Source organism: Massilia sp. IC2-278 (genome assembly GCF_020708045.1).
Classification (GTDB): domain Bacteria; phylum Pseudomonadota; class Gammaproteobacteria; order Burkholderiales; family Burkholderiaceae_D; genus Telluria.
Window position 1 is genome coordinate 1 of the sequence record NZ_JAJFES010000006.1, and the last position, 20,426, is coordinate 20,426.

Annotated in this window: 20 protein-coding genes and 1 pseudogene; 10 read left to right on the forward strand and 11 right to left on the reverse strand. The window is 61.6% G+C overall.

Annotated elements, in window-relative coordinates; all coding sequences use genetic code 11:
* The 3 genes and pseudogenes from LK540_RS13380 to LK540_RS13390 all read right to left on the reverse strand — a co-directional run.
* A pseudogene (locus tag LK540_RS13380) lies at positions 1–1,387 on the reverse strand (hypothetical protein); the annotation flags it as partial.
* Between the two features lie 211 nt (positions 1,388–1,598).
* Positions 1,599–2,060, reverse strand: a complete 462-nt coding sequence (locus tag LK540_RS13385; protein WP_229437791.1) for a YmfL family putative regulatory protein — start codon at positions 2,058–2,060, stop codon at positions 1,599–1,601.
* A 358-nt stretch (positions 2,061–2,418) separates the two neighbouring features.
* Positions 2,419–2,691 carry a YdaS family helix-turn-helix protein gene (locus LK540_RS13390; protein WP_229437792.1) on the reverse strand — a complete coding sequence of 91 codons (273 nt, stop codon included), beginning with the start codon at positions 2,689–2,691 and terminating at the stop codon, positions 2,419–2,421.
* A gap of 87 nt (positions 2,692–2,778) precedes the next feature.
* Between LK540_RS13390 and LK540_RS13395 the strand changes: the two genes are divergently transcribed.
* The 7 genes from LK540_RS13395 (at position 2,779) to LK540_RS13425 (ending at position 7,810) form a co-directional block, all read left to right on the forward strand.
* Entirely contained in the window at positions 2,779–3,225 is a 447-nt protein-coding gene (locus LK540_RS13395) for a hypothetical protein (RefSeq protein WP_229437793.1), read from the forward strand.
* Positions 3,226–3,720: 495 nt separating this feature from the next.
* The gene (locus LK540_RS13400; protein WP_229437794.1) at positions 3,721–4,074 is read left to right on the forward strand and encodes a hypothetical protein; all 354 of its coding nucleotides are present in this window, start codon (positions 3,721–3,723) and stop codon (positions 4,072–4,074) included.
* The gene (locus tag LK540_RS13405; RefSeq protein WP_229437795.1) at positions 4,071–6,020 is read left to right on the forward strand and encodes a ParB/RepB/Spo0J family partition protein; all 1,950 of its coding nucleotides are present in this window, start codon (positions 4,071–4,073) and stop codon (positions 6,018–6,020) included. Before LK540_RS13400 ends, LK540_RS13405 begins: the two co-directional genes overlap by 4 nt.
* A complete protein-coding gene (locus LK540_RS13410) occupies positions 6,017–6,787 on the forward strand; it encodes a primase-helicase family protein (RefSeq protein ID WP_229437796.1) in 771 nt (256 codons plus the stop codon). Before LK540_RS13405 ends, LK540_RS13410 begins: the two co-directional genes overlap by 4 nt.
* Positions 6,787–7,251, forward strand: coding sequence for a hypothetical protein (locus LK540_RS13415; protein ID WP_229437797.1), 465 nt, complete (start codon positions 6,787–6,789; stop codon positions 7,249–7,251). Before LK540_RS13410 ends, LK540_RS13415 begins: the two co-directional genes overlap by 1 nt.
* A gap of 8 nt (positions 7,252–7,259) precedes the next feature.
* Positions 7,260–7,514, forward strand: a complete 255-nt coding sequence (locus LK540_RS13420) for a hypothetical protein (protein ID WP_229437798.1) — start codon at positions 7,260–7,262, stop codon at positions 7,512–7,514.
* Positions 7,515–7,582: 68 nt separating this feature from the next.
* Positions 7,583–7,810: an AlpA family transcriptional regulator gene (locus tag LK540_RS13425; protein WP_229437799.1), complete on the forward strand. Its 228-nt coding sequence runs from the start codon at positions 7,583–7,585 to the stop codon at positions 7,808–7,810.
* Positions 7,811–8,128: 318 nt separating this feature from the next.
* Here LK540_RS13425 and LK540_RS13430 read toward each other — a convergent pair whose 3' ends face one another.
* The 6 genes from LK540_RS13430 to rfbD form a co-directional block, all read right to left on the reverse strand.
* A complete protein-coding gene (locus LK540_RS13430) occupies positions 8,129–8,683 on the reverse strand; it encodes a hypothetical protein (RefSeq protein ID WP_229437800.1) in 555 nt (184 codons plus the stop codon).
* A gap of 330 nt (positions 8,684–9,013) precedes the next feature.
* Positions 9,014–9,574 carry a GNAT family N-acetyltransferase gene (locus LK540_RS13435; RefSeq protein ID WP_229437801.1) on the reverse strand — a complete coding sequence of 187 codons (561 nt, stop codon included), beginning with the start codon at positions 9,572–9,574 and terminating at the stop codon, positions 9,014–9,016.
* Positions 9,575–9,596: 22 nt separating this feature from the next.
* Positions 9,597–10,571, reverse strand: coding sequence for a hypothetical protein (locus LK540_RS13440; RefSeq protein ID WP_229437802.1), 975 nt, complete (start codon positions 10,569–10,571; stop codon positions 9,597–9,599).
* Positions 10,568–11,266 (reverse strand): WbqC family protein, encoded by a 699-nt coding sequence (locus LK540_RS13445; protein WP_229437803.1) that lies wholly within the window; start codon positions 11,264–11,266, stop codon positions 10,568–10,570. The genes LK540_RS13440 and LK540_RS13445 overlap by 4 nt, the downstream gene beginning before the upstream one ends.
* Positions 11,266–12,381, reverse strand: a complete 1,116-nt coding sequence (locus tag LK540_RS13450) for a DegT/DnrJ/EryC1/StrS aminotransferase family protein (RefSeq protein WP_229437804.1) — start codon at positions 12,379–12,381, stop codon at positions 11,266–11,268. The genes LK540_RS13445 and LK540_RS13450 overlap by 1 nt, the downstream gene beginning before the upstream one ends.
* On the reverse strand, positions 12,378–13,400 hold the full coding sequence (rfbD, locus tag LK540_RS13455) for a dTDP-4-dehydrorhamnose reductase (protein WP_229437805.1): 1,023 nt from the start codon (positions 13,398–13,400) through the stop codon (positions 12,378–12,380). The genes LK540_RS13450 and rfbD overlap by 4 nt, the downstream gene beginning before the upstream one ends.
* A gap of 157 nt (positions 13,401–13,557) precedes the next feature.
* On the opposite strand from rfbD, the gene LK540_RS13460 reads away from it, so the two are divergent.
* On the forward strand, positions 13,558–14,754 hold the full coding sequence (locus LK540_RS13460; protein WP_229437806.1) for a hypothetical protein: 1,197 nt from the start codon (positions 13,558–13,560) through the stop codon (positions 14,752–14,754).
* A gap of 16 nt (positions 14,755–14,770) precedes the next feature.
* Here LK540_RS13460 and LK540_RS13465 read toward each other — a convergent pair whose 3' ends face one another.
* Positions 14,771–16,531, reverse strand: a complete 1,761-nt coding sequence (locus LK540_RS13465) for an ABC transporter ATP-binding protein (RefSeq protein ID WP_229437807.1) — start codon at positions 16,529–16,531, stop codon at positions 14,771–14,773.
* Between the two features lie 122 nt (positions 16,532–16,653).
* Between LK540_RS13465 and LK540_RS13470 the strand changes: the two genes are divergently transcribed.
* Both LK540_RS13470 and LK540_RS13475 read left to right on the forward strand, forming a co-directional pair.
* Positions 16,654–17,091 carry a hypothetical protein gene (locus LK540_RS13470; protein WP_229437808.1) on the forward strand — a complete coding sequence of 146 codons (438 nt, stop codon included), beginning with the start codon at positions 16,654–16,656 and terminating at the stop codon, positions 17,089–17,091.
* A gap of 161 nt (positions 17,092–17,252) precedes the next feature.
* Positions 17,253–18,341 carry a hypothetical protein gene (locus LK540_RS13475; RefSeq protein WP_229437809.1) on the forward strand — a complete coding sequence of 363 codons (1,089 nt, stop codon included), beginning with the start codon at positions 17,253–17,255 and terminating at the stop codon, positions 18,339–18,341.
* 157 nt (positions 18,342–18,498) lie between these two features.
* On the opposite strand, the gene typA is transcribed toward LK540_RS13475, so the two are convergent.
* Positions 18,499–20,334: a translational GTPase TypA gene (gene typA / locus LK540_RS13480; RefSeq protein ID WP_229437810.1), complete on the reverse strand. Its 1,836-nt coding sequence runs from the start codon at positions 20,332–20,334 to the stop codon at positions 18,499–18,501.
* Positions 20,335–20,426: the final 92 nt, after the last annotated feature.

Sequence of the window (20,426 nt, forward strand, 5' to 3'; positions counted from 1 at the left end):
AAAGGGTGGTCGCAGGCTGCGGCGCTACCTTGGCCGCTTGCGCGGAGGGGGCGGGGATGTCCGTATTGCGCTGCTCCGCAGCGAGGGAAAGGGTGGTCGCAGGCTGCGGCGCTACCTTGGCCGCTTGCGCGGAGGGGGCGGGGATGTCCGTATTGCGCTGCTCCGCAGCGAGGGAAAGGATTGACCCAGGCTGCAGAACCACCTCGGCCGCTTGCGCGGGAAGAGTGGGGAGGTCCGTCTTACGCTGCTGCGCAGCGAGGAGAGCAAGACCGATCTGCGCCGCGACCTGGTCGATCCCCTCCTCGATCTGCAGGTCATTGAAGTCCGTCAGCTTACGACCGCCGCGGTCGATCGCAAACAACGGCTTGGCGACGGAGGCATTCCCGACCGCCTTCGCGGCAGAATGGCAGCTGGCCAACCCGGCGTTAGAGAACTTCGGGGTGCGGACCGCCCTACCCTTGCGAACGTCCGTGTCAATGAAGGAAATGCCCTGGGCATCCGTGCGCCACCGCGCCATCACTTCCACAACTTGGCCATCGTCGGCCGTCACGCGATGCGTCGCCTCGTCGATCGGCACTGCCGCCGAGATCTTGAATTCATCGAGCAGGTACTTGGCGAACCGCTCGACCAGGAGGTAGTCGTCGTCAGCCAGGAAGAGCAGGTGCGCTTCCGGGTAGCGCTTGCGCAGCCACCGCGCCACGGCCAAGATGTTGCCGGCATTGAGAGCGACCACCACCGGCAGATCGTAGCCAGGTGCGACTGAGTCCCTCGCGGTTTTGCACGTCGCGTAACCTTCGCCAACGGCGATGACAGACGCGCGCTCGAGATGGCCGAGAGCGTGCATGACGCCGACCGCATCCATTCCCTTGTTCAGCTTCTTATCGCCGGTGGGGTCGATCTTCTGCAGCCCGAGCAGTTGGCCATCCCGCACTAACGGGATCAGCAGTTTGCCGTCCTGGCCCACGCGCAACCCCTCGGCCGCAACCTGTTTACGGTCAAGGTAAGGGTGGACGAGCGGTATGCCCTCCGCCTTGCGCCACTGGTCGCGAGCGCGGTTAGCCGCCAAGCGGGCCTCTTCTTGACGCTTCTCTTCCTCAGCCCTCTCCACATCGCGCTGGCGCCGCACGTACTCTTGGCGCTCGCCGTCCGACATTGCCTCGGTGTCGATCTTGACCGGCACCGTGTTGCGATTCTCACCTTGGAAGAACCCGAAGGCGCCGGTAACCACGGTACGGCCGCTATCAAGCGTCAGCTCGCGGAGGATGTACCATCCCTTCTTTTCCGGCCCAAAGCGCTGGAACTTTCCGTTCATTTTCGGATGGCCGGCCGGCAGTGGAGGCATGCCATACTCGGCCATCTGTGCTACGACTTGCTCGCTGCTGCTCATCCGCGCTTATCCTTGCACTCCAATGTGATACTGCTCTTGTAGGCGACGCGCTCGTCCGCATAGCGGGACGGGATGTCGCGGTATTCAAAGGCGCCAGGGCGAATGACCCGGACTGGCGTACGGTGCCGGGGGGACAGGGGAGCCGTTGCCGGCGCCGGCCCGACGGTGGTTCGTACGGGCATAGCAAACTCGGACAGTTCACGGAATTTCATCACGTGCCTTCCTGGCCGGAGTGCGGCGCATAGACATGCACCATCAACTTAACCAACTCGCCGATTACCCTTTGCATTCGTGCAGCATCCTCTTCGAGCAGAGCACGCTCACGGCTGTCGATGTTGTCGTCCTCGACAGCCTCCCTAAAATGACTGGAGAAAGTGCCGAGTTCGGCATAAAGGTCTTGGAATTTTTTCATCAGGTCGACGTCGTCGCAAAGCGGGTCGTCGGGCAGCTGGACGAACATCCCGCCAGATGCTGCGGCGATCGCTTCAGCGTAGAACGTCGTGCCAGAAAGCCGCTGCAGCGCCAGACTGTGCTCGTCGGTCAAAACTTGGCCCTTCACCTCGTAGGCGCGGTTGCGCAGAGCGGCAACGGTCAGGCCCAGGTACGTGGCCGCCACATCCCACCCTCCTGGCGCCGCCGCAATCATCTTTAGCTTTGCATTACGCAGATCCATACACTCCCCCGTTTTATTTTGGTTTTGCCAACATCGCGTGAGCGTTATAGTTCGGCAACATTACAAAAACATAAGAAACCATGACATCAACCGCACTCATCAGAGCGGTCCAGCAACAGCACCTGGTGCGATGGATTGACAACGGCTTCGTCCGCACGCTCGAACCCCACTTCTACGCACGTGTGCGCGGTGGCAGAGAAGTCCTGATTGCCTTCCAAATCGCTGGCGGCCCTTGTACTGAAGATCGTCAGTGCTGGAAGGTGATTGATGTGAAGGACGCCATAGCCGTAGCCGACGCGGAGCGCTTTGCCGTGCGACGAGACGTGCCGCCACACCTGCGGGAACTGATCCAGCTGGCCTATGCGCCGACATCGCTAGACGCCTCAGGATTGACCGATTCACCTAGGAACAACGGGCCACGGAGATAGGCCCAGTCGATGTCCGGGCGCAGGTCTTCACAGAGAATTTCTCCCCTGGATGCTTTATCGATCTTGATGCAGAGATCGGCACCTAGACGCTGCTGGACGCTGATGGCTTTGCGCAGGTATTGCTCACTCGTGCCGCAATCTGCACAAAATGCAGCCCTTTCAGACTTGCCTAGGGCGTTGAGGAATCGAAGTAGTTTGTCCATGGGCAAGCATATTACTAAACGGTAATGAAGGAAGTCAATACCATTTGGTGATTTACTCTTTGGTAATCGGCTAGGACAATTGGAGTTATGGAAATTCAAGACATCCGGCGCGCGCGATTAGCGCAGCTGATAGACGAGCGATACGAGGGGTCGCAAGCCAGGTACATCGACGAAACGGGCGAGAACCAGGGGGAGATTTCAGCCCTACTTCGCACCAAAAAATCGTTTGGGGAAAGGAAGGCCAGAAAGCTGGAGGCGAAGTCAAACCTCCCTATAGGCTGGCTCGACACTCCCATTGATAGGCCAGCACCCACGAAGGTAGGCGAACCTGAAAAGCTCGAGCAAGGGGCCAGGCTGAGGATAGTCGAAACAGTAGAGCCGCAATGGATGGCTCTGGTGTACGTGTCGCAACGCGAGCTGGAACTGCTGACGCACTATCGCCAAGCCGGCGACACCGGAAAAGGCCTTGTCGAGCTTGCCGCAGCTTCTGCAGCCGACAATGAACTAGGAACGGGTTCCGCTCACCAGTCGTAGTACAGGCTGCGCCTGGGCGGGATAACGGGTAGCCATTGCCCTAGCCAGTTTTAGCATCTCCTTACGTGCCTCCGGAGTCATTGCCCGGAGCGCCTCCTTCATTTCTTTGAAATACTCTTCCACGTCGCCACCTGCGTCCTACACGCGCAATATTACGTGTGTGTAATATCCTACACCAAAATTACTGTATGAATATACAGTAGATGACATTTTTTCACTGTACGCCGGCGTTGTATCGTCGGCTTTTTTTTCCCTCAAGCTCCCGCATTACCCCGAATATTACCAAATGGTGTTGACTATTCTCATTACCGTTTAGTAATATTGAGCCGTTATCACTTCCCACATAGGAGGCAGTATGCGGCGCTTTCACGTAACAGTTCGAACAGGCGGACAACCGCAGATGTACTACGCCATCGCACCATCAGCTGCGTTGGCCTACGACTCTGCAGCTGAAGAACAGGGCGATCGTATCTACAGCATTTCAGTGAGGCCGGCATGACTACCGCCCCACGTTTAGGAACCGGAGAACTGCACTGCGCGCTTGAAGCTGCACGCGACCTGGCCGCTTTGAATTCGTTTTGCGCCACTCACGCATGCTCGGCAGAGCAGGTTTCCACGGATGGCCGTCGCCTCGAGCTTCCCAAGGTTTTTGAGCTGATGCGCTCGCGCGGTATCGAGGTTGCTGAGCCTGTTCGGGCACCACTGCAGCCCAAGCCAGGATTCACTGGTTGGCTCGTACACATCCGCATGCCACGGGCTGAGTTTGATATTGGCTTCTTCACCGTCAATCCAGCCCCTGCTGGCGCGCCACCGAAGCGCGCGCGGAAACCGCGCATGGAGCACGCATGACCAACGCCGCTATCACTACACTGGCGCCGGCCGCCTCGGCCATTGTTGTCGACGAGCTCGTCACCGACCAGGGCGTTTATGGCTTGTACGAACTGGCGCGCCTGCGGCGGTCTCCCGACAATCGCAAGCGCTTCAATGAACTCGCGCTGCAGGAGCTGGCCGCCAGCATCAAGGCAATGGGCGTCGCGCAGCCGATCCTGATTCGCCCGGTCACTCCGACCCAAGAGGCACCGGAGGAATACGAGATCGTCGCCGGCGAGCGGCGTTACCGCGCATCGATCATCGCAGGCATGACCACGATCCCGGCACTGTGCCGCAGCCTGAGCGACCTGGACGCCGCCAAGATCCGCATCCTCGAGAACCTGCAGCGTGAAGACCCGCATCCGATCGAGGAAGCTGAAGGCTACCAACTGCTGATGCAGCAGCACGGGTACAACGCCGACGAGCTGGCCGAGGAGGTCAACAAAAGCCGCTCGTACATCTACGGCCGGCTGAAGCTGTGCGCCCTAACCAACCTGGCTCGCGACGAATTCTTCGAGAACAAGATCTCGGCGTCGATCGCGCTGCTGATCGCGCGCATCCCAGTAAAAGCGCTGCAAGAGAAGTGCCTGCTGGAGATCACGGGTCGCTGGGACGGCACACTGTCCTACCGAGCAGCTGCACAGCACATCGAGCGCAACTACATGCTCGACCTCAAAAGGGCAGTTTTCGACATCGCAGACGGTAGCTTGATGCCGGCGGCTGGCCCGTGTGGTGCGTGCCCCAAGCGCGCTGGCAATCAGCCAGAAGTCTTCGTGGATGTAAGTGCAGACGTCTGCACAGACCCCGTTTGCTTCAAGAAAAAAGGCGAGCTTCACCATGAGCGAGCAAAGCTGCAGGCGGCAAATGCCGGCATAGCGGTCCTATCGGGGGAAGCGGCAAAGAGGGTCATGCCGCACGGCTATATCAGCAACCTGAAGGGTGGGTTTGTAGCCGTCGATCATCGCCATTACTTTAACGGCGAGTTCCAGACATTCCGTGACGTTTTGGGCGATGCGCTGCCACCCACTACGCTTCTCGAGGACCCACGCGAACAGGCCTTGCATCACGTAGTCCAGTTGGACCTCGTACAAGCCGCCCTCGAAGCGAAAGGTATCAAGGTGCCAGGCAAAGACACCTCGAGTAGCGCGCGCGAACGGGCAATGGAAGCGGCTGCAAAGCTCGAGCGCGAATACCGCAAGCGCCTGCTGCGCGCAACGCATGACGCCTCGCTGATGATGAACCTGGTCGACGTGGATTTACGCCTTATCGCTACCCAGATGTTCGGCAACCTCCCAGGGGGAATGGCCTCGAAAAAGTTCCTGATGGAGCTTTACGGCTGGACTGAAGAAACGATCGCCCATCCATACCGCGAGAACGTGAGGAAAGCCGTCGACGCGTTCACCCCAGCCCAGCTGAATCAATTCATCCGTGACTGCTCGCTGTGCCTTGAAATCGACGTCCACACCTATACCGATCCCAAGTCGGAACCCACCAATATGCTCGCGTTCGCGGCTCGCACCGACGTCGACGCGAAGAAGATCCGCGCGGGGGTTGACGCTGAGGCGAAGGCCAAGGCCAACAAGAAGAAAAAGCCAGCAGCGCAGCAGAAGGCCAAGAAGGCGGCCGCCGCTAATGCAGAGCCGGTAAAGACCGAGGACGTCACCCCCGACCTGGCGAAGCTGCAGCCGGACCAGCTGCTCGACTTCATCAGGGCTAATCCGGATCAGATCAACGATCTGGCGAGCGTAATCATCATGCGCGGAACTGACGAATTGACCGCAGCCTTCAGCGAAGCAGCCGCGCAGCTTGGCTACGCACCGTATGGAGGCATCTATCGCCCAGTCGAGCAGGCCGACATCGGCGAACTGGTGGCGCCCCTGATTTCCGGAAAACCAACCACTTCCCAAACGAGAACGAACCCATGAAGAACTTCACCATCAAAATTAATACCGAACAATTCAACGGCTCTATTCGCAAGTGGACTGCATCCCTTGCTTCTGCTGCCGCAATCTTCCGGAAGTCCTTGCTCGAGCTGACCGCCGTTGCCGACATGCGCCCCGCCCCTTGCGGCAACATCCTTGGATTACTGGACCACCTTTGTGACCACGATGAGGCCATGCGCATTTGGGTTCTTCGATGGCTCGCCTATCAGCTGCGCACGCCAAGCGCCCACATGTCGACCGCGGTCGTCCTTAACGGCGGCCACAGCTCTGGGAAAAGCCTGTTCCTTCGTTACGTGGTAGCTCAACTGTTCGACAACGAAGTGCCGTTAATCCAGGCACGTCAGCTGCAGAACGTCTTTAATGATTGGGCCAGCGACGGCGGGCTGGTCATCGTTGACGGCCGCTTCTCGGAGACCGATGCCATGTGGATGAAGCGCTACATGACGGCGCCAGAGATCGACATCCATTCGAAAGGACGAGCATCGCGCACGATTCCAAACACGCTCAACTTCATTTACCTGAGTCAGGCGGACGACTTCTGCACTCCCATGGGTTCCCGCCGCTTCACCGTGATCGACGTCCCCCCAGCACGAAACAAAGAGTTCTACCACGCGATCCTGCATGAGATTGCATGCGGCGGTGTGGAGTCCTTCCGCAACTACCTCCTGCACGAGCTCGACATGGCGGGCTTCAACTCGAGCACGCCGGCGCCGGCGCCGCAGCTGATCAACCCCCAGGAGGCCGCGTGATGGAAGGCAAAGCTCACCCAACCATGGCGCATTACGCGTATGCGGTTGGTGCACGCGACGCTACCAACGGGGGCGGCTGGGAGTTGCAGCTGGTAAAAGCTGGCAAGGTAACCGCAAGTGCCGATTTCCCAGCAGCAGAAGGCCCCGCCGAACTCGAGGCCTTCTTCGCCGCCATGGATGCTGGTGAAAGCTGGCTGCTGTCGAAAGCGCTGCTGCACGCTACGCCGCTTACCTATCGCTGCTTATGCCAAGGTTGTCTGCGCGTACCTCGCTTCAAAGCCAGGCCACAGATCGACATCCTCGATGTGGCCGACTACGTGCAGTGCGAATGTGGCGGGCAACTTTGCGACTGTCCCTCATGTATGGCGACTGCGGACCTGCTCGAAGCCGGTGTGCGGGATCACGAGCAACTGAGCGTGGCCAGCCCGATGACCAACTGGACGGCGAACGGCGGTGCTGCATGATCCCGGCAATGACCGACCCGCTGGGTCGCCACTGGCGTCAGCCAAGCGACATCCGTGAGGCACCGATGGATGACAAGCATGTGCTTCTGACGCGGCGCCAGATCGCCGGCCTACCCGAGTATTCCAGCAGCTATCCATCCGGCACCTACGACGGTAAGTGCTGGATGCGCGCCAACGATGGCGTGCGCTACCTCTGCTGGTACCAGCCGCACCCCACGCCAGGAAAGATCGGGATCGGGCACCGCGTCATCTTGGAAATTTAAAACGCCTGATCGAAGCCGGCCGGGACACAGCCTTGGTCGGATCTGCCAACACAAAGACGAGTTTCAAAATGCAAACCGAATTCATGCTCTTGTCGATTTACAACAAGCCACGCTTGACCCTTAAAGAGGTATGCAGCGCGATCGGCATGTCGATCAAGACGGCATATAACCATCGTTCCGCAAACACCTTCCCTATCCCGATGGCCGGCGATCCTCTGCATGCTGACATCCGAGATGTGGCCGCTTACGTTGACGAGCTCAGGGCGGCTGGAAAGAAGCCCACAGAAAAATCGTGAATGTTCACATAAATTCCTTGGGGGAGTAACTAGCATGGGGACGATTAAAGATGGCGCAGAGCCTAAGCCTAGCCCGAGCAAGCGAGGAAGAAAACCGACAGGGAAAGCACTCACTGGTTCCGAGAGACAAGCTCGACGACTTGCGAAACTAGAGGCAGCAGGCAAGACGCTGCTGCCTCAGGTAGTAGTTTCTCAGGAGGTTCAGCAGGCGCTCGCGAAATACATCAAATTCAAGGATATGACGCTCGGCGATGCCGTTGAGCGCATACTTCGCGACAGACTGCTACGCCCCCGATAAGCTGTCCAGGCCACCACCTCCTACACCAAAGGGTGGACACGAATCGTTTTACTCCAGCTGGGTGTCGGCGACGAGCCTTCAATGGCGGAAATCTCTACCTCGCCCACCCAAGCAAACCACATCTGCAGCTCAGCCACGCCCGACTCTGCATCGAAATTCTGCCTGGCGCTATCGTTGTCGTGGTAATCACGTTTTATCCAGTTCATGTACGGCAGAGTAATGAACCAAGCACCCATGCCAGTCTGCCCCTCACGGCGTGGCCCTTTCAGCTCAATGTGAAGTCGAGTACCAGGAGGAATCTCCGCTCGCATGGACACCCGCTCGTCCACATGCACATCCTTCACAGAATTCGCCAAGATGTTCTTGCCATAGTTTCCAGCGGGCGGATAGGTAATCGTGGCCGAAGGCAGGTTCTGTATTGAGCTATTCCGGGCTTCAAAGAAGCTCTTGATCTTGTCGAATATCCGCGCACCTGCCCAGCCCATGCTGAGGAATATGACAGCAAACGTTGCTGCAGCCCATGGCTTAGCGTTAAGCCAGTCCCAGTTTTTTTCGAGGAAGTCCAGAAAAGCCATTTGCCAGAATGGAGGGATGATCGGACTTTTATTGTACGCCTGAAATAGTTCCCGCAACTTCCTTACTAGGATTGCTACGTTCCTATACGCCGCTAACGTAGCAGAGCAGAAAATTCATTGCTACAAAAATGCTACGAAATAGCAAATCCTCCTATGAAGAACATGCCTCATCTGTCCAGTCCATCATGGGGGCGACCGACAGGCGGCGGCCCGGCACCTGCGCGGGGATTGTTTCGAGAGTCATGTGGGGAAAACGAATGGGGACGCCGAGGATGCCGGCGTCAGGGTCCGGTATTGTACACAGCTATGGTGTCCGGTGCTGCGGCCGGTTCAGTCCCAATACCCGGTTTTTGCGACGAGCTCGAGGTAATCCTCGCGGGTCACGCCGACAATGATCTTGTCGTGATATTGCCCATCGCGGAAATACCATTTCCTGCGCACGCCCTCTTCTTTCCAGCCGCATTTCTCCAGGTAGAACCGGATCGAGCGGTGGTTATACGCGATCATGTCGCCATCGAGCCGGTTCAGGCCGAGCTCCATGAAGGCATACCGCATGATGGCGAAGACGGTATCGCGGGCATAGCCCCGGCCGCGCAGATTCGCCTCGCCGATCATCATCCCGTGGAAGGCCGTCCTGTTTTTCCAGTCGATATTGATGAGATTGGCCGTGCCGATGATGCCTTCGTCGGGCGTGTCGATGCACAGGACGTGGTCGGTAAGGTTACCGTCCTTGCGCGAGCGGATCCACTCCTCGGTCGAACGGCTCGAGAAGGGAAAGTGCCATCCGCCCAGCATATTCCATACCTCGGGATCGTTGCTCCAGCGATGCAGCCGCGGCATGTCCTCGTTTTCCGGGGCGCGCAGCTTGACGATTTTTCCGTGGATATTCACGTGGTCTCCTTGGGTGCTTGCATTATCGGTTTACGAACTGCGTGCAGAGCGCAACGATGCGCGCCATGTCGGATTCGTCGTAGCGCTGGTCGCACGGCAGCGGCAACAGCTGCCGCACGAGGCGCGCTTCGGTACTGCCGGCATCGGCCTGTTCGAGTACATCGGGCCAGTAGGTAGCCACGAAAACCCGCTGGGCAATCAGCGCCGCGCGCAGTCCTTCGGCGTCGACCAGCAGCGGATAACACAGCGGCCCGTCGATGCGCGCCGGATCGAGCGCAAGCCGGTTCAGGTGGCCGAGCCGCTCGTGCAGGTAACGGAAATTCCGGTTCCTGCGCTCCCGCACCGAGGCGAAATCGACGGTGGCAAGGATACGCCCCGTCAGCAGCGACATGCGGCGCGGCTCCAGGTCCGCCAGGGAAGCTTCACTCCGCACGTAAGATTGGTAACCGGATTCCGGCGACACGGCCAGGCGTTCCAGCTGCGCCTCTACACGCTGTCTGGACAGCTGATCCTGGACAGCGGGCGCTTCCAGGGGCAAGTCCGTGACGACCAGTCCGCCATCGGGCACACCGAAAAACTTGCGCGGCGAGTAGATGACGGCAAGACAGGGCCGCGGCGGCGCAAAGAACGCCTGGCAATGATCCAGTACCACCTGCCCGGGATTGAACCGCGTCAGCAGGCGCGCGACGACATCGCCGCACACGCCGAAATAATCGACGTAATACAACCAGTCGGCAGCCTGCAGGTCGATGGCGGTGGCGACCTCGAACCCTTCGTCGATCGCGTACGGCACGGCCTCGACGCCGGCTTCGCGCAAGGCGGCGTACATCGAATCGCAGAGATAGCGCGGCATCCATACGCGCCGGGGCTTGCCGACCCTGAGCAGGGCCAGGAAGGCCGACCGCGCCGACTGGTAGCGATGCGCCTGCGGAAAGGGAAGCGCACGGGGCGGCGGCAGCTCGAGTTCGAAATAGCCGCCGATGGCGTTCTCGCTCACGCCGCCCTCCCCGCCTGGACCAGCTCGCGTACGGCGCGTGCGTCGTTGAACATCAGCGCATCGAGTATCGACAGGCCCGGTTGGAATTCGGCGGCAAACTGCCTGTATGCGTTCAGGCGGGGCTGGACGAAATGCAGCCGGATGCCCGCGGCGGCAAAAACGTCTTCGCTGTAGAGTTCGCGGCCACCGGGTGGATTGAAATAGTCGCTCGCCTTTTCACGCCGGCAGATATCCACCACGCGCGCCGCACCCGACAACTGCTCGTTCCCGTAGATGGCCGACGACTCGACGAATTGCGTGTCCAGGCCCGCATAGGCGCACACCATGCGCACGCTCGTGCGTGCGATGGCGGCGATCGACGTTTCTCCGGAATCGAGCGTCGCCTGGAGCAGGTCGTTTGCCGTCTTGAAGTAAGGCGCTTTCGAATACGCATGCCTTACGCTCTCGAGCATTTTCTTCTTCCACGCTGTGCCGGGCTGTACCGCGATCTGCCTGATCTTCAGGAAGGGGCTGGCGCCGGCAAGTGGAATGGTGAAATAACGCACCGCCCCGCCCAGGTACAGCCGGTTGCGGTTGATCCAGCCATTCTTGATGAAATTCACGTCGTCATAAAAGACGAATTTGTCGACGGACGCCGCAAGCTGGAAATACCCCAGGTAGGGAAACAGATAGGGCTGCATGATGGCGAGCCGCATCAGCCGCCCCCCGCAATGACATCGACCACGCGGCGCACGCCTTCATCCGGCAGGTTCGGATAAATCGGCAGGCACAGGACCTGGCGCGCCATGCTGGCCGCCACCGGCAAATTGCCCGGCTGCGCAGACGGCATGCCGCGGTACATCGGGAAATCGGTAATCAGCGGGTAGAAATAGCGCCGGGCGTAGATGCCCTGCGTTTTCAGCTTGTCATACAGGCCGTCCCGGTCGAGCGCATAGCCGGGTTCGACGAGAATCGGGAAATACGAGTAATTCGACACGGTTTGCCCGGCGTCGGCCAGGCACCGTATGCCGGGGACATGCGCCAGCATCTCACGGTACATGCGGTCGATTTCCGCGCGGCGCGCAATGGCACGGTCAACGCTCTTGAGCTGGAGCATGCCGAACGCAGCATTGATTTCGCTCATCTTGCCGTTGATGCCAGGCGCGACAACCGTCAATTCGTCGACAAAACCGAAATTCTTCAGGTGATCGATACGCGTCTTCGTCTTGGCGTCGGGGCAGACGATGGCGCCCCCCTCGAAGGTATTGAAGACCTTGGTGGCGTGAAAGCTCAGCACCGACAAGTCGCCGTGCTTGAGCACGCTTCCATCATGCCGCTGCACACCGAATGCATGGGCGGCATCGTAGATGACCTTCAGGTTGTAGTTGTCCGCGATGCGTTGGATGGCATCGACATCGCACGGGTTGCCGTAGCAATGGACGGGCATGATGGCCGTGGTCTGCGGCGTAATCGCGGCTTCGATCCGTGCGGGGTCGAGATTGAGCGTTTTTGGATCGATGTCGACGAACACGGGCTTGATGCCGTTCCAGAGCAGCGAGTGCGCCGTTGCAACGAAAGAATACGGGGTCGTGATGACCTCGCCGGTCACCCGCATCGCCTGCAACGCGGTCACCAGGGCAATGGTTCCGTTGCTGAACAAGGCAAGATGATCGACGCCAAGGTACTCGCACAGGGCGCGCTCGAGCTGCTGGTGAAACGGACCGCCATTCGTCAGGATCTTGTTTTCCCAGATCTGCTCCAGGTAAGGATAGAAATCCTCCAGCGGAGGGAGAGACGGTTGGGTGACGTAGATGGGTTGATCGTCGTTCATGATTGTTTGTCCGCGCCACGTGCCATGGGAACCGGGATTATCGCTTGTGTTGCCTTGTGGCTATAAGGAGAGCAGGACGGGAAAACACGGTCAATTCGCTGCGCACCGTGCGCTTCATCCCGGCCGGCGCTGGCCAGCCCGGCGACCAGGCGATCGACATGCGCGCGCCAGTCCGGCATTTGCAGGCCGAAGCTGGCTTCGAATAGGTGCGTGTCGAGGCGCGAGTTGCGCGGGCGCGCGGCCGGCGCCGGCCAGTCGCGAGCAAGCACCGGCAGCACCGATTCCGGCCCTGCCTTCAGTTCCGCGCCGCGGGCGAGCGCCTCGGCCAGCAGGTGCTGCGCGTAGCCGTGCCAGGTGGTCGCGCCGGCTGCCGCGAGATGGTAGGTGCCCGACAGGGCGCGCGCCGCCGGGCCCGCATCGCGCAGGCTGTGCAGCGCCAGCGCGGTGGCGTCGGCGATCAGGTCGGCGCCGGTGGGCGCGCCATGCTGGTCGGCAACGACCTGGAGGCTGTCGCGTTCCTGCGCCAGGCGCAGTATGGTTTTGGCGAAATTGCCGCCACGTGCAGAGAAGACCCAGCTGGTGCGCAGGATCAGGTGCCGCGCGCCGCTGGCGCGGATGCGCTCTTCGCCCTCGCACTTGGTGCGGCCATAGACGGACAGGGGGTTGGTCGCGTCGCCTTCGACATACGCGCCCTCTTTCGCGCCGTCGAACACATAGTCGGTCGAGTAATGCACGAGCCAGGCGCCGCAGGCCGCGGCCTCCTCGGCCAGCACGCCCGGGGCCAGCGCATTCACACGGTGAGCGGTGGCGGCGTCGCCCTCGGCCTTGTCGACGGCCGTGTACGCGGCGGCGTTGACGATCACGTCCGGGCCGAAGGCGGCGATCGGCGCGCGCAGCGTTTCCGGATGGGCGAAATCGGCGTCGGCGCGGCCCAGCGCGCGCAAGCTGCCGAGCGGTGCGAGCGCGCGTTGCAGCTCCCAGCCGACCTGGCCGTCTTTTCCGAACAGGAGGATTTTCATGCCTGAACCGTCATAACCCGTGGGTGTCCTGCGTTTGCAGAGCCGGCAGATGCCTGATTGCATCCGCAGTCTCCCTTCATCTAGAATAGCGGGAGCAACATCTCGTTCTTGCGCATCGCCGGCATGTGCACTTCCCCCCACTCTATCTCGTACAACCATGAGCATTGTAATCATTAACTGGCGGGGGGGAGAAAACGATCCCTTCACCTATTTCAGCGCGTGCATGAAGCAGGCGTTCGAACGCATGGGGCGCCCGACGCACGTCGTCAACCTCGACGATTCGTTCATGCAGGAGATGGCGCGCGTCAACGACGAGGGGATCGATTTCGTCATCTCGTGGCAGGGTATCGGCCTGGACATCGGCGCGACCGACGCCGATCCCACCACCCTCTGGGACCGGCTGCAGGTGCCGGTGCTGTGCTATCACGGCGACCATCCATGCCACATGCCGGGCAATCACAAGGCCATGTCGCCCTGGGTCGAGCATATCTACAGCACGGCGTCGTTCGCCATGTTCGCCAACCGGTTCCTGCCGCGCAGGAGCGGTGCCAGCTTCTTCCCGCCACCGGTGTCGTTTACCGATGGCGTCCAGGGCCGCTTCGAGGGCGATTTCTTCGTCTTCCCCAAGAACATCGATGATGTCGAGTCGACCCTGGCAAACTGGCGCGCGGCGCCGGACCGCCCGGTGGCGCGCTTCCTGCTCGGCGCGGCGGACGCGATCATCGGCGAATTCAGGAACGGCAATCGCAACAACCATCACGACATCATCGACGGCATGCTCGATGCGGAGTCGATGGCCATCCTGTGCGAGGACCTGGAGAACGAGGAGCTGGTGGTGCGCGTCCACCTCCATATGCTGCTCGACAAGATTCATCGAAATACGGTCTCCGAGCACGTCATCAACGAGCTCGAGGATGTGCCGCTGAAGATCTACGGGCGGGGCTGGGAGCGGTTCGAGCGCAGGCAGAATCCGCGTCACGAATATCTCTCGTTCGACGCGATGTCGGACAATGCTTTCCAGTATGCGTCGCGCTACGGCATTCTCGATGCGGCGCCGATCCATGATTCCCTGCACGACCGCACCGTCCGGGCCATGGGCAATGGGTCGGGCTTCCTGATGGGATCGAACTGGTCGTACGAGACCTTCCTGGCCGCCGACTACGGCAATTTGTTCTTCGACGGCACGCCTGGCGGATTGCGCGACCGGGCGGAACGCGTGATGCAGTCGCCCGAGGCCCATCGGGCGCTGTGCCGCGATTTCGCGCAGCAATACAAGCGCAATTTCTCGCTCTTTAATTTCATCAAGTATTTCGAGGGAATGAGCGAGATGGTCAAGACCCGGGCCAGGGGCTGATCCGGCACGACGATCGCTATTCGACGCCTTCGTCAACCGGCGCCGGCCGCTCCCCGATCTGCTGGCGCCACATCGCGTAATACAGTCCCTTGAACGCGAGCAGCTCGCCATGCGTGCCGCTCTCGACGATCCGCCCCTTCTCCAGCACGAAAATCGTATCGGCGTGCATTACCGTCGACAGGCGGTGCGCGATCAGGATCGTGATCTGGGTGGCGCGCGCGGAAATCTCGCGCACCGTGTTCGTGATCTGCTCCTCGGTCAGCGAATCGAGGGCGGACGTCGCCTCGTCGAAGATCAATAAAGCCGGCTGGCGCACCAGGGCGCGCGCGATCGACAGGCGCTGCTTCTCGCCGCCCGACAGCTTCATGCCGCGCTCGCCGATCACCGTGTCCAGGCCCTCGGACGAGCGCTCCAGCAGGTAGGCGCAGGACGCCGCGCGCATCGCCGCCACGATCTCCTCGTCGCTGGCGTCGGGCGCCACGAAGCGGATGTTGTCGCGGATGGTGCCGGCGAACAGATAGGTTTCCTGGGTCACGAAGCCGATCTGGCGCCGCACCCGGTTGTAGCGCAAGGCCGTGGTAGCCACGCCGTTATAGAACACCTCGCCCTCGTTCGGCGTGTACAGGCCGACCAGCAGTTTCACCAGGGTCGACTTGCCCGAGCCGGAAGGCCCGACAAAGGCAATCGTCTGGCCCAGCCTGGCGTCGAAGGAAACGCCCCCCAGCGCATCTTCCTGCGCCCCCTTGTGGCGAAAGCGCACGTCCTGGAAGCGCAGCTCGACCAGCGGACCGATCTCGACCGGGTCGGGCGGGCGGCGTTCGATCGGCTTGTCGATCAGGTTCTTGAAGTTCATCAGCGAGGCCTCGGCTTCGCGGTGCGCCAGGATGATGTTGCCCAGCTCCTGCAAGGGCGTGAAGATGGCAACCGAGATGAATTGCATGGCGATCAGCTCGCCCGTACTGAGCACGTCGCGGAAGATCAGCCACAGGAGCGCGAACAGGATCGCCAGCCGCAGCAGGCTCAGGGTCGAGCCCTGCAGGAAAGACAGCAGGCGGATCCGCTTCACCTTCTGCATCTCGAGCGCGAAAATGGCGTCGGTCTGGCTGCGCAGGCGCCGGATTTCCGGGAAAGTCAGGCCCAGGCTCTTGATCAGCTCGATATTCCTCAGCGACTCGGTAATGAAGCCGGAGTTGCGGTTGGTCTCGCGCACGATCGAGCGCTGCTGGGTCTTGATCTCGCGGCTGAGCAGGCCGGTCAGGCCGCCCAGCACCAGCACGCCGACCAGGAATACCGGCACCAGCAGCCAGTGTTTCGTCACCGCATACCAGATCAAAAAGCCCACCCCGACCAGGGCGGCAAACGCCGTGTTGATGAAGGTATTGATGAAGCGCTCGCTGTCGGCGCGCACCTTTTGCAGCAGGGCCAGCATCTCGCCGCTGCGCAGGTCCTCGAATTCCTGAAACTTCAGTCTCAACAGGTGCCGCAGGCCGTCGTTGAAGATCGCCACGCCCAGCTTTTGCACCACCAGCCGGGTCACGTATTCCTGCAGGGCCTTGGCCAGGCGCGACAGCACGGCCACCAGCACGGCCAGGCCGAGCAGGCGCAGCACGCGTGCAACGAGTTCGGTGTCGTCGGGGCGGCGGCTGGTCACGCCGTCGATGATCTTGCCGAAGATGATGGGGTCGACCAGGGCCAGCACCTGGCTGATGCCGGCCAGCAGCAGGGCGAGCAGGCCCAGGCGCCAGTGCGGCTTGAGGTAAGTCCAGAGGATGCGCATGTGTCCATCTTAACAACGCCCGCCGGGGCGCCGCGCACCGATGAGATCGCCGTTCATGCAGGCGACATTGATCGTGCACGATTCCGGTGAAAGAATGGCCGGGTCTCTTTGCGAGGACGACCATGGACTTCTCGACGATAAGGCCCATCCTGGGCGGCCTGGCCGGCGCGGCCGTGGCGGTGCTGATCGTGCGTGCCTGGAAGCCATGGGTCCCGACCGGCATGCCGGGCAAGTCTCCCGATGCCCTCCTGCGCGATTACCGCGCCGCGATCCGGACCGCGAACCTGTGCCTGCTGGCCGGCTTGCTGGTGCCGCTCGCGCTGTACGGCGTGGGCGCCGTCGCGCACCCGGACTGGCGCCCGCTCGCCGCCGGCGTCGGCACCGGTTGCCTGGCCGCCCTGCTGGCGCTGGCCCTGCTGCCGCGGCTGCGCGGGGGCAGCGCGCGCGAGGCCTTTGTCGCCTTTGCCATCTCGCAGGGCGCGCCGCTGTTCTTCCTGTACGGCGTGCTCGGCATCGGCGCCCTGCTGCTGCCGCTGGGCGTGACCCACTTCATAGGCTGAGGCCGGCAATATGCCCGGGCCTGTCAAGGCCGCACGCCCCGTCTGCTTCTGATATGGCTCAGTTGTGGCGCCGGCCGCGTCGCTTATCGTTGATCTCGGCAGCAGCGTTCGTCCGCCTTGCCATCGATCAACCTTCAGTGCATTCACCCGTGAGGTCTATCATGCTCTTACGCAAATATCTGTACGCCCTGGCGCTGCTGCCCATCCTGTTCGCCCCGCTGCAGGGACAGGCGGCGCCGCTGTACACGGTCACCGCCCTGCCCACGGGGTTCAATTCCTACGACATCAATAACCTCGGCCAGATCTCCGGCTACGTCCAGAGCGAACCCGGCGCCGCCACCTATGCCGCGCTGTACGCCGGCGGCACCATTACCGAGCTGGGCGGCCTTGGCGGCAGCTTCAGCTATGCGCGCGCCCTCAACGACGCCGGGCAAGTCATCGGCAGCGCCTCCACCGCGTCGGGCGAATTCCACAGCTTCCTGTACAGCGGCGGCAGCCTGGTCGACCTTGGTGCGGCTGCCAACGCCGTCAACATCAACAACCGCGGCGATGTGGTCGGCCAGCTCAGCATCACTGGCGGCTACACCGGCTTCCTGTACCGCGGCGGCAGCTTTACCAAGCTCGGCAACCTCGGCACCGGCGACGTCGGCATCGCCTGGGACATCAACGACCACGGCAAGATCGTCGGCGAATCGAACATCAATCCCGAGCTGCACGCGCCCTTCCACCCCTTCCTGTACAAGAACGGCAGGCTGACCGACCTCGGCACCCTGGCCGACCGCGAAAACAATTCCGCGCGCGTGATCAACAACGCCGGCCGCATCGCCGGCTACAGCGAAGCCGAGGGCGGCGGCCTGCACGTCTTTGTCTTCGAGAACGGGGTCATGCGCGACGTCGGCTCCTTCGGCGGCCTGAACCTCGACGTGGCCGACATCAACGAGCGCGGCGCCTTTGTCGGCAGCGCCTCCACCTGGGACGGTCCGACCGTCGGCTACATCTCCTTCGGTGGCGAGCTGATCGACCTGAACACGCTCATCGATCCGGCCTCGGGCTGGGTGATCGGCGGCGCCTCGGGCATCAACGACCTGGGCCAGATCGTCGCCAACGCCTGCCGCGACTTCGAGTGCAGCTCGGTGCGGCTCGACCTGGTCAGCGCGGTGCCGGAACCGGGCATGGCGCTGATGCTGCTGCCGGGCGTGCTGGCCGTGGCAGGGGTGCGCCGGCGGCGCATGCGCCAGCACCAGCGCTGAGCGGGTGCTGGCCGGGCATCGAAAGGCATGGGCGCGGGCACTCTGGCGTGTGCGCCGCATGGGCATAAAAAAAACCCGCTGCGAGCAGCGGGTTCTTCGGATACATCGGCGCGGAAGCGGACCTGGGGTCCGCTTCAGTTTCCGCTTCAGTTTCCTATTATGCGCCTTCGCGCGATGCCTTCTTGCGCTCGTGTTCCTTCAGGTAGCGCTTGCGCAGGCGGATCGATTTCGGGGTGATCTCGACCAGCTCGTCGTCCTCGATGAACTCGACCGCGTATTCGAGCGACATCTGGATCGGCGGCACCAGGCGCACGGCTTCGTCGGTACCCGACGAACGCACGTTGGTCAGCTGCTTGCCCTTGATCGGGTTCACGACCAGGTCGTTGTCGCGCGAGTGGATGCCGATGATCATGCCCTCGTACACCGGGGTGTTGTGCTCGACGAACATACGGCCGCGGTCTTGCAGTTTCCAGATCGCGTAGGCCACGGCGGCGCCGTCGTCCTGCGAGATCAGCACGCCGTTACGGCGGCCAGCCAGTTCGCCCTTGGTGTTGTCGACCGGTGCGTACTCGTGGAACACGTGGCTCATCAGGCCGGTGCCGCGGGTCAGGGTCATGAATTCGCCCTGGAAGCCGATCAGGCCGCGTGCCGGGATCAGGTATTCCAGACGAACACGGCCCTTGCCGTCCGATTCCATGTTCTGCAGGTCGCCACGGCGGCGGCCCAGTTCTTCCATCACGCCGCCCTGGTTGGCTTCTTCGACGTCGACGGTCAGGTTTTCGTACGGCTCGTGGCGCACGCCATCGACCATCTTGTACACGACGCGCGGACGCGACACGGCCAGCTCGAAGCCTTCACGACGCATGTTTTCCAGCAGAATCGTCAGGTGCAGCTCGCCGCGGCCCGACACTTCGAAGGTGGTGTCGTCGTCGGTCGGCGACACGCGCAGGGCCACGTTGGCCTTCAGTTCGCGCTCGAGACGCTCGCGCAGCTGGCGGCTGGTGACGAACTTGCCTTCGCGGCCGGCCAGCGGCGAGTTGTTGACCATGAAGTTCATGGTCAGGGTCGGCTCGTCGACGGTCAGCATCGGCAGGGCTTCCGGCACATCGGCGGCGCAGACGGTCGAACCGATGCCGATTTCTTCGATACCGTTGATCAGGCAGATGTCGCCGGCGACGGCTTCGTCGACCAGCACGCGCTCCAGGCCCTTGAAGTTCAGCACCTGGTTGATGCGGCCGCGGATCGGGGTCGAATCAGGGCCGTTCATGACCACGACGTCCTGGCCGGTCTTGACGCGGCCACGGTTGACGCGGCCAATGCCGATCTTGCCGACGTACGAGGAGTAGTCCAGCGAGGTGATCTGCATCTGCAGCGGGCCGTCCGGATTGTCGTCGCGCACAGGCACGTACTTCAGGATGGCGTCGAACAGCGGCTTCATGTCGCCGTCGCGCACGTCTTCGGTCAGGCCGGCGTAGCCGTTCAGGCCCGAGGCGTAGACGATCGGGAAGTCGAGCTGCTCGTCGTTGGCGCCCAGCTTGTCGAACAGTTCGAAGGTCTGGTTGATGGCCCAGTCGGCGCGCGCGCCCGGACGGTCGACCTTGTTGACGACGACGATAGGCTTCAGGCCCAGGGCTAGCGCCTTGCGGGTCACGAAGCGGGTCTGCGGCATCGGGCCTTCCTGCGCATCGACCAGCAGCAGCACCGAGTCGACCATCGACAGAACACGTTCCACTTCACCGCCGAAGTCGGCGTGGCCCGGGGTGTCGACGATGTTGATGTGGGTGCCTTCGTACTCGACCGCGCAGTTCTTCGACAGAATGGTAATGCCGCGTTCTTTTTCGAGGTCGTTCGAGTCCATCACGCGGGTGTCCACGGCCTGGTTCTCACGGAAGGTGCCGGACTGGCGCAGCAGCTGGTCGACCAGGGTGGTCTTGCCGTGGTCAACGTGGGCGATGATTGCAATATTACGAATTGCGCGTTTGGTATTTGACATGTGATTTCAGCGTGGATTTGCGTGATGTACGGATGTGTACGGTGCTGCCAATTTCGGAAACCGACTAGTATAGCACGCGGATGTGACGTATC